Source organism: Bradyrhizobium sp. SZCCHNR1093 (assembly GCF_032381175.1).
Taxonomy (GTDB): domain Bacteria; phylum Pseudomonadota; class Alphaproteobacteria; order Rhizobiales; family Xanthobacteraceae; genus Bradyrhizobium.
In genome coordinates this window covers 45151-57828 of record NZ_JAUHJJ010000003.1, presented here as the reverse complement: position 1 = coordinate 57828, position 12678 = coordinate 45151, and the positions used below count along the sequence as shown (strand labels likewise).

At 64.8% G+C, this 12678-nt stretch carries 14 protein-coding genes; 4 read left to right on the top strand and 10 right to left on the bottom strand.

Annotated elements, in window-relative coordinates:
• Positions 1 to 5 precede the first annotated feature (5 nt).
• The 8 genes from QX070_RS11380 to QX070_RS11345 all read right to left on the bottom strand — a co-directional run bounded on the left by QX070_RS11380 (position 6) and on the right by QX070_RS11345 (position 7081).
• The gene (locus QX070_RS11380) at positions 6 to 506 is read right to left on the bottom strand and encodes a FixH family protein (protein WP_315737152.1); all 501 of its coding nucleotides are present in this window, start codon (positions 504 to 506) and stop codon (positions 6 to 8) included.
• Positions 507 to 521: 15 nt separating this feature from the next.
• Entirely contained in the window at positions 522 to 2003 is a 1482-nt protein-coding gene (gene ccoG / locus QX070_RS11375) for a cytochrome c oxidase accessory protein CcoG (RefSeq protein ID WP_315737151.1), read from the bottom strand.
• Between the two features lie 113 nt (positions 2004 to 2116).
• On the bottom strand, positions 2117 to 2989 hold the full coding sequence (gene ccoP / locus QX070_RS11370) for a cytochrome-c oxidase, cbb3-type subunit III (RefSeq protein ID WP_315737150.1): 873 nt from the start codon (positions 2987 to 2989) through the stop codon (positions 2117 to 2119).
• Between the two features lie 6 nt (positions 2990 to 2995).
• Positions 2996 to 3160: a cbb3-type cytochrome c oxidase subunit 3 gene (locus tag QX070_RS11365; protein ID WP_315715702.1), complete on the bottom strand. Its 165-nt coding sequence runs from the start codon at positions 3158 to 3160 to the stop codon at positions 2996 to 2998.
• 17 nt (positions 3161 to 3177) lie between these two features.
• Positions 3178 to 3912 (bottom strand): cytochrome-c oxidase, cbb3-type subunit II, encoded by a 735-nt coding sequence (gene ccoO, locus QX070_RS11360; protein WP_315737149.1) that lies wholly within the window; start codon positions 3910 to 3912, stop codon positions 3178 to 3180.
• Positions 3913 to 3922: 10 nt separating this feature from the next.
• Complete coding sequence (gene ccoN, locus QX070_RS11355) at positions 3923 to 5569, bottom strand: cytochrome-c oxidase, cbb3-type subunit I (RefSeq protein WP_315737148.1); 1647 nt, start codon at positions 5567 to 5569, stop codon at positions 3923 to 3925.
• 215 nt (positions 5570 to 5784) lie between these two features.
• A complete protein-coding gene (locus tag QX070_RS11350; RefSeq protein ID WP_315737147.1) occupies positions 5785 to 6210 on the bottom strand; it encodes an HPP family protein in 426 nt (141 codons plus the stop codon).
• Between the two features lie 37 nt (positions 6211 to 6247).
• The gene (locus QX070_RS11345) at positions 6248 to 7081 is read right to left on the bottom strand and encodes a universal stress protein (RefSeq protein WP_315737146.1); all 834 of its coding nucleotides are present in this window, start codon (positions 7079 to 7081) and stop codon (positions 6248 to 6250) included.
• A gap of 271 nt (positions 7082 to 7352) precedes the next feature.
• On the opposite strand from QX070_RS11345, the gene fixL reads away from it, so the two are divergent.
• From fixL to QX070_RS11325, 4 genes are all read left to right on the top strand, one after another.
• Positions 7353 to 8864 carry a sensor protein FixL gene (fixL, locus tag QX070_RS11340; RefSeq protein ID WP_409999162.1) on the top strand — a complete coding sequence of 504 codons (1512 nt, stop codon included), beginning with the start codon at positions 7353 to 7355 and terminating at the stop codon, positions 8862 to 8864.
• Positions 8857 to 9474: a response regulator FixJ gene (fixJ, locus tag QX070_RS11335; protein WP_315737145.1), complete on the top strand. Its 618-nt coding sequence runs from the start codon at positions 8857 to 8859 to the stop codon at positions 9472 to 9474. The genes fixL and fixJ overlap by 8 nt, the downstream gene beginning before the upstream one ends.
• A 77-nt stretch (positions 9475 to 9551) precedes the next feature.
• Positions 9552 to 9956 (top strand): response regulator, encoded by a 405-nt coding sequence (locus tag QX070_RS11330; protein ID WP_315737144.1) that lies wholly within the window; start codon positions 9552 to 9554, stop codon positions 9954 to 9956.
• Between the two features lie 112 nt (positions 9957 to 10068).
• Positions 10069 to 10761, top strand: coding sequence for a helix-turn-helix domain-containing protein (locus QX070_RS11325; RefSeq protein ID WP_315737706.1), 693 nt, complete (start codon positions 10069 to 10071; stop codon positions 10759 to 10761).
• A gap of 14 nt (positions 10762 to 10775) precedes the next feature.
• Here QX070_RS11325 and QX070_RS11320 read toward each other — a convergent pair whose 3' ends face one another.
• Positions 10776 to 12098: an MFS transporter gene (locus QX070_RS11320; RefSeq protein WP_315737143.1), complete on the bottom strand. Its 1323-nt coding sequence runs from the start codon at positions 12096 to 12098 to the stop codon at positions 10776 to 10778.
• Between the two features lie 106 nt (positions 12099 to 12204).
• Positions 12205 to 12663 carry a PRC-barrel domain-containing protein gene (locus tag QX070_RS11315; protein WP_315737142.1) on the bottom strand — a complete coding sequence of 153 codons (459 nt, stop codon included), beginning with the start codon at positions 12661 to 12663 and terminating at the stop codon, positions 12205 to 12207.
• Positions 12664 to 12678: the final 15 nt, after the last annotated feature.

Here is a 12678-nt window from a genome sequence, read left to right as displayed (position 1 = left end):
TCCCTTCAGTTCAGCAGCACGCGGTTCTTCGACATGAACAGGCGTCGGCCGCTGGAATCGCCTTCGAGCACGAGGTCCCACTGGCCCGGCGCGATCGCCTCCGCCGTGCCGCGATAGATGCCGATGCCGACCTCGGCGAGCGCGACCTCCTGATCCGCGCGCTTGTCGGCGGGACGCTCGAGCCGGCCCTGGAAGGTCAGGCCCGAGACGGGATTGCCGCTCGCGTCGCGCGCGTTGACCTGCAGAATGGCGGCGCCTCCGGCGCCACGCTCGATATGCGCCTCGACCTGCCAGCGCCGCGCCTCCTGGGCGCGCGCCGCCGCGATCTCCTTTTCGTAGCCGAGGCTGGCGCTGTAGGCGCTGTCGACCTCGGTGCCCGGCAAGGTCGAGATCGCCATCTTCATCATGTAGACGTTGACGCCGATCACGGTCCCGAAGAAGGCAAGGAGCATCGCGAGCACCATGCCTCCGGTCAGCTGGAAAGAAGGATTGGAACGGCTGGCCATTGACAGGCTCCTTGCTTACGGGCTGACGAAATTGTCGGTGGCGGAGGCGACGACGCCAAGACCGATATCCGTCACGTGGAACTTCACCGGGATGGACTTCGCAGGATTGCTCTCCTCGGGCGCGGTCACCAGGAGGCGCAGCTCCTCGGTCTGGTCGCGGCCGACCACGATCATCGGTCGGTCCGGCGTGACGGAGTCGGCTCCGACGACGTGAACGGTCGAATTGACGGGACCCTCGATGTCGATGGCGATGACGCGATCGAAGCCGTGCTTATTGAGGACGCGCACCGTATAGGCATTGCGGATCGAGCCGTCGGATAGCTTGATCGCAATCGGATTGCGATCGTGCAGCACGTTGACCTCGAGCAGCGACCGGGTCGCGAGCTTGTAGGCCATGGCACCGCCGACCGCGGCGATGATCGCGGCATAGACGATGGTCCGCGGGCGCACGAGCTTGTAGATCGGCGGCTTGCCTTCCTGCCGGCGATGGATGTTGATGTCGTTGTCATAGCCGATCAGCCGCGTCGGGCGGCCGATCTTGGTCATGACGGTATCGCAGGCGTCGATACAGAGGCCGCACTGGATGCAGTCCATCTGGGCGCCGTCGCGGATGTCGATGCCGGTCGGGCACACCGCCACGCATTGCTTGCAATCGATGCAGTCGCCGGCCGGCTGGCCGAGCGCGCGCAATTCGGCGGCCTTCTTGACCGACATGCGGCTCTCGCCTCGGTCGTAGCGGTAGGTGACGTTGAGCGCCCATTCATCGGTCAGTGCCGCCTGGATGCGCGGCCACGGGCACATATACACGCAGACCTGCTCGCGCATGAAGCCGGCGAGCGTATAGGTCGTCGCGGTCAGGATCGCGATCCAGACATAGGCGAGCATCGGCCCCTGGAAGGTGATGAGATCCTTCACGAGCGTCGGCGCATCGCTGAAATACAGCACCCAGGCGCCGCCGGTCCACCACGCGATCATCAGCCAGATCGAATGCTTGAGCACGAGCTCCGAGATCCGCTCCAGTTTCATCGGGTCGTTGGAGGCATCCTTCTTCATGCGCTCCCGGCGGTCGCCCTCGATCAGGCGCTCCACCGCGTAGAACAGGTCGGTCCACACTGTCTGTGGGCACAGATAGCCGCACCAGATGCGGCCGCCGATCGCGTTCATCAGGAACAGGCCGATGGCGGCGATGATCAGGAGGCCGGTGAAGTAGTACACCTCCTGCGGCCATAGCTCGATGAAGAAGAAATAGAAGCGGTGGTTCGGGAAGTCGATCAGCACCGCCTGGTCGGGCGCGCCGAAGCCGCGATTCCAGCGCACGAACGGCAGGAAATAATAGACACCGAGACAGAAGCCCATCAGGCCCCATTTGATCCGGCGGAAGGTTCCTGAGACGCTCTGTGGATAGACCTTCTTGTGCGCGGCATAGAGCGGACCGTAATCGTCCACCGGCTGCAGGTCCTGAGGCTTCAGGTCGTCCGGTCTTACCGTCTGGTTCATGGCTGGCGGGTCATGGCTGGGGGATCTTCTCGCAGTTGCGGCCGAAGGTATTCCCACCTCCGGCCGCGCAGTTGATCCAGCTCAATTGAAGGAAAGGTTCCGTTGGATTTCCGTTACTTTCCTCCGCCCAGCGAGTGGACGTAGACGGCCATCGCCTTGATCGTGGTCGGGTCGAGACGGCCCTCCCAGGCCGGCATGACACCGGCGCGACCGTTGGTGATGGTCTCGATTAGGGTCACCTCGTCGGAACCGTAGAGCCAGATCTTGTCGGTCAGGTTCGGCGCCCCGAGGTCCGGATTGCCCTTGGCGTTGTCGCCATGGCAGGCCGCGCAGTTTTCGGCGAAGACCTTGGCGCCGGCCTTGGCGTCATAACCCGGCCGGGTCGGCAGGCCCGCCAGCTCCCGAACGTAGTTGGCGACCGTGACGATCTCCGCCGGCTTCAGGACACCGTCCTTGCCGAAGGCGAGCATCTGGCCCTCACGCGTCTTCGGGTGACCCGAGCGCACGCCGTACAGCAGGGTCTGCTGGATCTGCTCCAGCGAGCCGCCCCACAGCCAGTCGTCGTCGTTCAGGTTCGGGAAGCCCTTGGCGCCGGCCGCGCCGGTCCCGTGGCAGGCGGCGCAATTGTCGCCGAACACGGTCTTGCCCTTGGCACGCGCCAGGGCCAGCATCGCCGGATCCTTCTCGATGTCGGCGAGCGAGGCGGTCGCGAGCGCCGCCATCTTGGCGCCGCGGATCTTCTCGAGATTGGCAAGCTCGACCGCCACGTCCGCACGGGACGAGTAGCCGAACAGGCCCTGAGTGTTGCTGGAGATGGTCGGCCAGGCCGGATACACGATCCAGTAGCCGATCGCCCAGACGATGGTGATGTAGAAGGTGATCACCCACCACCGCGGCAGCGGGGTGTTGAGCTCCTTGATGCCGTCCCAGGCGTGGCCGGTGGTGGGGGTGCCGGAGACACTGTCGACTTCGGTATGGTCAGCCATGATGAATTAATCCTCCCGCAACGGCATGCTCGCCGCCTCGTCGAAAGCGGCCTTGTTGCGAGGCCAGAGGGCATAGGTCACGATCGCGATGAAGATCGCGACGAAGATCGGGGTCCACAGCGTCGTCACGAGTGACGACGCGATGTTTTCGACTGCAATGATGGGCTTCATGATGTTCGCCTCTGATCTCAGCGCAGATTGGCTTTTTCGTTGTAGATCTTGAAGTCGACCAAGGTGCCGAGCATTTGCAGGTACGCAACCAGCGCATCCATCTCGGTCGGAGCACCCGCCTTGCCGTCGAAGTTGCGCACCACCGCCTTCGGATAGCGTTTGGTGAGCGCCTCGGCACCGGCACCGTCCGGATCGACCTGCGCCTTGAGGTCGGTGGCGGCGTTGGCGATCTGGTCGTCGGTGTAGGGCACACCCACCGCCCGCAGCGTCTTCAGGTGATCGGCGACGTTGTCGGCGTTCAGCTCGGTCTCCTTCAGGAAGGGATAGCCGGGCATGATCGATTGCGGGACGATGGCGCGCGGGTTGGTCAGGTGGGTGACATGCCAGTCGTCGGAGTACTTGTTGCCGACGCGGGCGAGGTCAGGACCCGTACGCTTGGAGCCCCACTGGAACGGATGGTCGTACATGCTCTCCGCGGCGAGCGAGAAGTGGCCGTAGCGTTCCACTTCGTCGCGCAGCGGACGAACCATCTGCGAATGGCAGAGATAGCAGCCCTCGCGGACGTAGATGTTGCGGCCGGCCAGCTCGAGCGGCGTATAGGGACGCACGCCGTCGACCGCCTCGATCGTGCTCTTCAGGTAGAAGAGCGGAGTGATCTCGACGAGGCCGCCGATCGCGATCACCAGCAGGATGCCGATGACCAGGATGATCGAGTTTTTCTCGAAGACTTGGTGTCGTTGCCAGAAAGACATGGTTGATACCTCACTCCGCCGGCTGAAGGGCGACGGGCGACTGAACTTCTTCCTCACCGACACGGACCGTCATCCAGAGATTGTAGGCCATGATGAGTGAGCCGATCAGGAACAGCGCGCCACCGGCGGCACGGATGATGTAGAAGGGGTGCATCGCCTCGACGGTCTCGATGAACGAGTATTCGAGGAAGCCGAGCGCCGTGTAGGACCGCCACATCAGACCCTGCAGGATGCCCGAGACCCACATCGCGGAGATGTAGAGCACGATGCCCAGCGTGGCCGTCCAGAAGTGCCAGTTCACGAGCTTGAGGCTATAGAGACCCTTGCGGTTCCAGATCCACGGCACCAGGCAGTACAGCGCGCCGAAGGAGACGAAGCCGACCCAGCCGAGCGCACCGGAGTGCACGTGACCGATGGTCCAGTCGGTGTAATGGCTGAGCGAGTTGACCACCTTGATCGACATCATCGGACCTTCGAAGGTCGACATGCCGTAGAAGGCGACCGAGACGACCAGCATGCGCAGCACGGGGTCCGTCCGCAGCTTGTCCCACGCTCCCGACAGGGTCATCAGGCCGTTGATCATGCCGCCCCAGGAGGGCATCCACAGCATGATCGAGAAGGTCATGCCCAGGGTCTGCGTCCAGTCCGGCAGCGCCGTATAATGCAGATGGTGCGGGCCGGCCCAGATGTAGAGGAAGATCAGCGCCCAGAAGTGGATGATCGACAGCCGGTAGGAATAGACCGGCCGTTCCGCCCGCTTCGGGATGAAGTAGTACATGATGGCGAGGAAGCCGGCGGTCAGGAAGAAGCCGACCGCGTTGTGGCCATACCACCACTGGAACATCGCATCCTGCACGCCACCCCAGGCGATGTAGGACTTGGAGCCGAACAGCGACACCGGAAGCGCCGGGTTGTTGCCGAGGTGCAGAACCGCGATCGTGACGATGAAGGCAAGATAGAACCAGTTCGCCACGAAGATGTGCGGCTCCTTGCGCTTGATGATCGTCGTCAGGAAGACCAGCAGGTAGACCACCCAGACGATCGTCAGCCAAAGATCCGAGTACCATTCGGGCTCGGCGTACTCCTTGCCCTCGGTGACACCGAGCAGATAGCCTGTGCCCGCGATCAGGATGAAGAAGTTGTAGCCGATCACCACGAACCAGGGCGCAAGATCGCCGGCGAGGCGCACGCGGCAGGTCCGCTGCACGACGTAGAATGACGTCGCCAGCAGCACGTTGCCGCCGAAGGCGAAGATCACCGCCGAGGTATGCAGCGGCCGCAGGCGGCCGAAGCTGGTCCACGGCAGGTCGAAGTTCAGCGCGGGCCAGGCCAGTTGCGAGGCGATGATGAGGCCGACCGTGAAGCCGGCGATGCCCCAGAACATCGACATGAACGAGGCGAACTTGATCGGACCGAGATTGTAGTTCGGCCGACCATTGATCTCCTGTGGAGGCAGCTCGCCGCGCTCGAAGTAGCGGTTGAGGATGAAGAAGACGGACGCCGCGCTGGCGGCAGCCGCGAGCGAGGCGTGGAACGCGAAGGCCGTATCCAGTGCCTTCGCCGCAGCGAAGACGCACAGGAAGGCGGTGACGGCAAAAGTGAGCGACAAGCCACTTTCGCCGATGGTCATGGATTTTGTGGATGAGGACGCGCTCATGCGGAATCTCGCTGAAAGAACACGAGCCCAGCAACCACAATCGTTCACACGTGGAATTGATCGAAATCAACTTTGCGACCGGTTCGCCGGTAAACAGGCGGAGTGTTGCACGACGACGCGGTTTCGGTCGCAGACACGGCGACGGCCGGCATGCAGCGATGCATGCCGGCCGTCATTAGACGTTCGTAGCAGGCTTCGGACTCAGCGCGCCGCGCTCAATCCTTGGCGGCAGCCGCCAGCGCTCGCACGATGTCCTCGCGGGCGACGATCCCGACCACGCGGTTGTCGGCATCGGTCACGGGAAGGCTGCGGATGCGATGCTCGACCATCAGCTGCAGCACGCGCGTCAGCTTCGTATCCGGCCTGACGTAGATGAACTCGGACGTCATCACGTCGGCGACCGTCCGGTTCATCAGGTCGCTGTAGCGCGGCAGCATCTGATTCGGCGTGAAGGCAAAGCATTTCAGCACGTCGAACTTGGTGACGATGCCGATCACCTCGTCGTTCTCGACGACGGGGTAGGTGTTGAAATCGTCGCGGTCGAACATCTCGCCGAGCTCGCGGATCGTCGTCTCCCGGCTCACGGTCGTGACGTTGCGCGTCATGTAGTTGCCGGCGGTTTCCTCGAGAAATCTGTACAAGGCGGCAATCCTGTTCTCGGATGGAGCGGGTCGAATTTCAGTGCGACAGCAGAACGCAACGCTCACTGCGCGTCATCAGATGCTCGGTAACCCCGCCGAGCACGAGCTCGCGGAACCGGGAATGGCCATAGGCGCCGGCCACCACGAGGCCTGCCGAAAGATCGGCGGCGACGGCGTCGAGCGTGGCCACAACGTTCCGTCCCTGCCCCGGCTCCGCGACGCGCGCCGATGCGACGATCTTGTGACGGCCGAGCCATGCGACCACGTCCGCAAGACGCGCTGCGCAGGCGTCATATTCCGAGGTGTTCTCCAGGATCTCGACGACCACGACGCCGCTCGCCTTGGCGAGCAGCGGCAGGGCATCGGTCAGGGCCCGGCGCGCCTCCGATGTCTCCTTCCAGGCCACCAGCACGGTCCCAAGATCGAGCGAACTGGCGTTGTCCGGCACCACGAGCAGCGGGCGCCCGGCCTGCATGACGAGATCCTTGGGATTGGCGACCGCGAACGCATCGGACATCCCGGGCGGCACGCTGCCGGTGACGAGAATGTCGGCGGCACGGGCCTGCGCCAGCACATGGCGCGCGGGAAAATCTACCGCGCCGCGCCAGCTCAACGACGCAGCCCGGTCACCAACGGCGGTGCGGAACTGCTGTTCGAGCTCGGCCAGTCGATTCCGCAGCGCGGCCTCGCCCTGCTCGATCAGATCCTGCGCCTGCTCGCCGGTCGTGAAGTAGAGCGGCGGCGCGAATTCCGCAGCCGCCACGCCGATGACACCCGCGTCAAAGCGCGCCGCAAGGTCGGCCGCGACCTGAAGGCGGGCCTCATTCGGCTGACTGAGCGCAAGGCTCACCATCACAGTCGCGAACGTCATCCCGTCTCTCCAAACATTGCTTCCATGCAGCTCTTAGAGGTGAAATCACCTGCCGTGATGAGATAGATCAAGGTGCGGCGGTAAAGCACGGGCGGCAGGACACCGTTGGAACCCGGCCCACGATCGGAGAAAGCCTTGAATTGTCGAACCAAAGTTTAAGTCGGGCCGGGTTGCGGGGGCGCAATCTGGTATAGGATACCGCGGTGGTCGGCCTCCCGGCTGCGGCGATAACGGCGAATCGAACAACGGCGAATCGATCAAAGGCTTCGAATTGCGCGGCTTCACCCAACCCTTCCCGGATGCATCCGCCAGACCCGACGACGCTCGGACGCTGGGCTTCGGCGCGTGGGATCTCGATCTGGCCTCGGGCGAGTTCTACTGGTCGGTGACGACGCGGAAGCTGTTCGGCGTGGCAGCCGACGAGCCGGTGACCTACGGCTCCTTCCTGGCGCTGCTGGCGCCCGAGGATCGCGCGCCGGTTGAGGCGGCGATCGAGGATTCGCGCCGTCAGAGCACCGGGTTCGACATGTCGTTCAAGATGTCCGGCAGCGGCCACTGGATTCGCGTGCTTGCCGGCGTGGTCCCCGACGAGGCCGGCACACCGCACCGTCTGCGCGGCATCGCCCTCGACATCGACCAGGAGAAGCGGCTGGAGGAGACGCTGCGGCTGCGCGAGCAGCATTTCCGCTCGATCCTGGACACCGTGCCGGACGCGATGATCGTGATCGACGGCAGCGGTACGATCCAGTTCTTCAGCTCCGCGGCGGAGCGCATGTTCGGCCTCACCGAGGCGGAGGCGGTCGGCCTCGACGTCAGTGAATTGATGCCCGAGCCGGACCGCTCCCGCCATGCCGGCTACCTCACCCGCTACCACGCCAGCCGCGAGCGCCGTATCATCGGCATCGGCCGTATCGTGACCGGCCGCCGCCGCGACGGCACGACATTCCCGATGCATCTGTCGATCGGCGAGATGCAGTCCGGCGGCAAGCCCTATTTCACCGGCTTCGCCCATGATCTCACCGAGCATCAGCAGACCCAGGCGCGGCTGCGCGAATTGCAGTCGGAGCTGGTCCACGTGTCGCGCCTCAGCGCCATGGGCGAGATGGCCTCGGCGCTGGCGCATGAGCTGAACCAGCCGCTCGCCGCGATCAGCAATTACATGAAAGGCTCGCGCCGGCTGCTGGCCGGCAGCGGCGATCCGAACACGCCCAAGATCGAGAGCGCGATGGACCGCGCCGCCGAGCAGGCGATTCGCGCCGGCCAGATCATCCGCCGTCTGCGCGACTTCGTCTCGCGCGGCGAATCGGAGAAGCGGGTCGAGAGCCTGTCGAAACTGATCGAGGAAGCCGGCGCGCTCGGCCTTTCCGGAGCCCGCGAGCAGAACGTCCAGTTGCGCTTCCAGCTCAATCCGGAGGCCGACCTCGTGCTGGCCGACCGGGTCCAGATCCAGCAGGTCCTGGTCAATCTGTTCCGCAATGCGCTCGAGGCGATGTCTCATTCCGGACGCCGCGAGCTCAGTGCGACAAATCGCAGACTCGGCGACGACTTGATCGAGGTCTCGGTCTCCGATACCGGAACGGGATTCCACGACGACGTCATGCCCAACCTCTTCAAGACCTTCTTCACCACCAAGGACACTGGAATGGGAGTCGGCCTCTCGATCAGCCGGTCCATCATCGAGGCCCACGGGGGGCGCATGTGGGCCGAGAACAACGAGGCGGGCGGAGCGACGTTCCGCTTCACCCTGCCGGCGGCCTCGACCAGGGTTGAGCACGATGGCTGAACGGGCCAAGGTCTATGTGATCGACGACGACGAGGCGATGCGGGATTCGCTCAACTTCCTGCTCGATTCATCAGGCTTCGACGTCACGCTGTTCGAGAACGCGGAGGTCTTCCTCGGCCGACTGCCGACGCTCCCTTTCGGCTGCGTCGTCTCGGACGTGCGGATGCCCGGCATCGACGGCATCGAGCTGCTCAAGCAAATGAAGGCCGCCGGCAGCAGCTTTCCGATCCTGGTGATGACCGGCCATGGCGACGTGCCGCTCGCGGTCGAGGCGATGAAGCTCGGCGCGGTCGATTTTCTGGAGAAGCCGTTCGAGGACGAGCGATTGGTTGCCATGATCGAAACGGCGATCCAGCAGGCCGAGCCGGCCGCGAAGAACGAATCGGTCACGCAGGATGTCCTGGCACGCGTCGCCAGCCTGAGCCCCCGGGAGCGACAGGTGATGGATGGACTGATGGCCGGGCTCTCCAACAAGCTGATCGCGCGCGAATACGACATCAGTCCGCGCACCATCGAGGTCTACAGGGCCAACGTGATGACCAAGATGGGAGCGAACAGCCTCTCCGAGCTGGTGCGTCTGGCGATGCGCGCAGGCGCGCTGAAGGATTGAGCTAGATCAAGATACCTTGACAGAATCGAGTGTTATGTTGTGCCTCGGTTCAACATCACATTCTCGCGGCACGTGCGATGTCGGCTCACACAAAACTTACGGTCTACGTAGCCGACGACGATGCTGACGTCCTCGGCTCGCTGCGCTTCCTGCTGGAGGCCGACGGCTTCGACGTGCGCACGTTTCGCAGCGGCACCGCGCTGCTCAAGGCCTCCGACCACGCGCCCGTCGACTGCTTCGTGGTCGACTACAAGATGCCGGAGATCAACGGGGTCGAGCTCGCCGAACGGTTGCGCAAGCAGGGCGCCACCGCTCCGGTGGTGCTGATCACCGGCCACTACGATGACAGGCTTGCGGCGCGCGCGGCGGCCGTCGGGATCCAGGATTTCCTGCTCAAGCCGCTGCTCGACGACAATCTGGTGAAGCGGATCCGCAAAGCGATCGCCAACGACCATTCGGGTACCGCACAGCGCGTCTCCTGACCCGGCCGGCCTACGTATATCTACGTAAGGGGCCCCCCTTAAGATATCGCGCGAAATGTCCTTAACGGGAGCCGCCGTGTACCACATCGCCATCCGCCGCAAGGAGATGGTCATGCTCAATCAGTCGATTATCAATTCGGTCGTCAGCACCAACGTTCCCCACACCGTCCCCTCTCCTGCGGCCAATCCCTTTGCCGAGATCACCGGCCACACCGGGCTGATCGCCAGCGAGTTCTCGTACAAGAAGGACGAGGAGATCTATGGCGAGGATGAGCCGGCCGAGTACGTCTACCAGGTGATCTCCGGCGCGGTTCGCAGCTACAAGCTGCTCTCCGACGGCCGCCGCCAGATCGGCGCCTTCCATCTTCCAGGGGACGTTTTCGGCCTCGAATTCGGCTCCATGCACCGTCTCGCCGCCGAAGCCATCATCGACACCACCGTGCGCCTGGTGAAACGCCGCAGCCTCGAACAGGCCGCAGGCGTCGACGTCACGGTCGCCCGCAAGCTCTGGACCATGACGGCCGGCGATCTCCGCCATGCCGAGGACCACATGCTGCTGCTGGGCCGCAAGACCGCGATGGAGCGCGTCGCCACCTTCCTGCTCGAGATGGACCGCCGCCTCGCCGTCGCCGGCATGATGGCGCTGCCGATGTGCCGCCGCGATATCGGCGACTATCTCGGCCTGACCCTGGAGACCGTGTCGCGCGCGCTGTCGCAGTTGCACAGCCAGGGCGTTCTCGGCTTCTCCGGTGCCCGCCAGATCGTGCTGCGCAACCGCCAGCGCCTGCGCAGCATGGACGCCTGAGGCGCCCTGCCCGTTCACGCCCTGCGCCGGCGGTGCCCAGTCTCGGGCATCAGCAGCGCGATCAGAAGAAGACCTGTCAGTGCCACGCCCGACAGACCCATGAAGGCGGTGGCGCTGCCGTAGCGGTCGCTGGCGAAGCCGGCGACGACGGTGGACAGCGATCCGCCGATCCCGGACGCCGTCCCGACAATTCCCTGCGCCAGATTGAAGTGCCCGCTGCCGAAGGCGACGTCGGCCACCGTGAGTGGAATCATCACGGCGAAGACGGCCGCGGTGACGCTGTCGAAGATCTGCACCGCCACCAGCACGTAGGGATCGTGCACGACCGCGAACAGCGCGCCGCGCATCGCGAGCGCGGCAAACCCCAGCATCAGCAGCGGCCTGCGGCCCCATTGCTGCGCCACCGCGCCGACCGAGGGCGAGGTCAGCGCCACGATCGCCTGCGGCACCACGATGCAGAACGCGATCAGCATCGGCGCCCATTCGCTCGATTTCGTCGTCACCACGCCGGCCATCAGCGGCAGCATCGCCGCATTGGCGAGTTGCAGCAGGAACACGCCGAGCGCGAAGACGAGCAGCGCGCGCTGACGCAACAGGCCGAGCAGATTCGACAGCCGCGCGACCTCCTTGTCCTCGTGATCGGCCCGGCCGTGCGCCCGCGCGACGTCGATCTCGCGCTCGCGGACTCGCGACAACGCGATCAGCGTCGGAAAGGCGAGAATGAAGGTGACCAGGAACACGGCGCGGCTGGACAGCAGATAGCCGCAGGTGCCCATCACGGCCGCGGCCACGCCATTGCCGAGCGACGCGAACCGCGCATTGCGGCCGAGCCGCTCCGCCATGCCGCGCGGCCCGACCAGGCCGAGGCTGATCGCCGCGATCGCGGGTCCCAGCACGCAGCTCGCCGCCGCATGCAACGTTGCGGCAGCCGCGACCACGGGAAAGATCGGCCAAGCCGCATAGGCCAGCGCGCAGCCGCCGATGGCCGCGATGGCAAGGCCGGCGACGCGGCGCTCGGATCTGGCCGCATCGATGATCGCGCCGCCCGGCATCTGCCCGATCAGCCCGACGATGCCGCCGATCGACAGCACCAGGCCGATCTGCGCCTGCGTCCATTTCTGCGTCGTCAGATAGACCGCGATGAAGGGACCGAAGCCGGTCTGCACGTCGGCCAGGAAGAAGATGAACCAGTCCAGCCCGCGCAGGCTCTGCCGCGACGGCGCTGGTCTTGAAGTCTGGCCATGATCCTCCCCGGTATCCGGACGCGCGCCCGCCTCTGCCGCGCCGTCAGGCTCGGACTCCCGGTCAGGCGATCTCGACGGCCGTGCAATCGGCATGGCTCTCACATCTCAACTCATCTCAACTCATGAGGCTGACGGGACAGAACATCCCCACCGTGTTCCGCTGCACGCGCAGGCCGGACCGGCAATCTCACGCATCAACTCAATGATCGAAATCCCAGGGAGACAGCTTGCCGGACGCGCCGAGCACCACGACGGGCTTGTCCTCCTTGTATTCGGGCGCGGCCTTCACCTGCTCCTTGGTGAGGTCGAGCGTGACCTGGTCGCTCTTCTCGGCGATGTGCTTGAAATCGAGCGCGGTCCAGTCGACCACGATCTTGCGGCTGCCGACGCCGAGGAAGCCGCCGAAATCGATCACCGCGGCGCGCACCGTGCCGGTGAGATCGACGATGACGTCGACGATGTGGCCCATGTCCTCGCCGGTCGAGCTGCGCACGTCGCGACCGAGCACGCCATGCGCATCGCGCGCGCCGAGGATCGTGACCGAAGGGGGTGGTGCCGGCTCTTTCGCGGGCGCCGCCGCATCCTTGGCAGGCGGTGTCGGCGACGGCTGCTGCGCATGCCCATGAGTCGCATGCAGACCGATCAGCAGCGGCAGCATGAGGAGGCAGCTGCG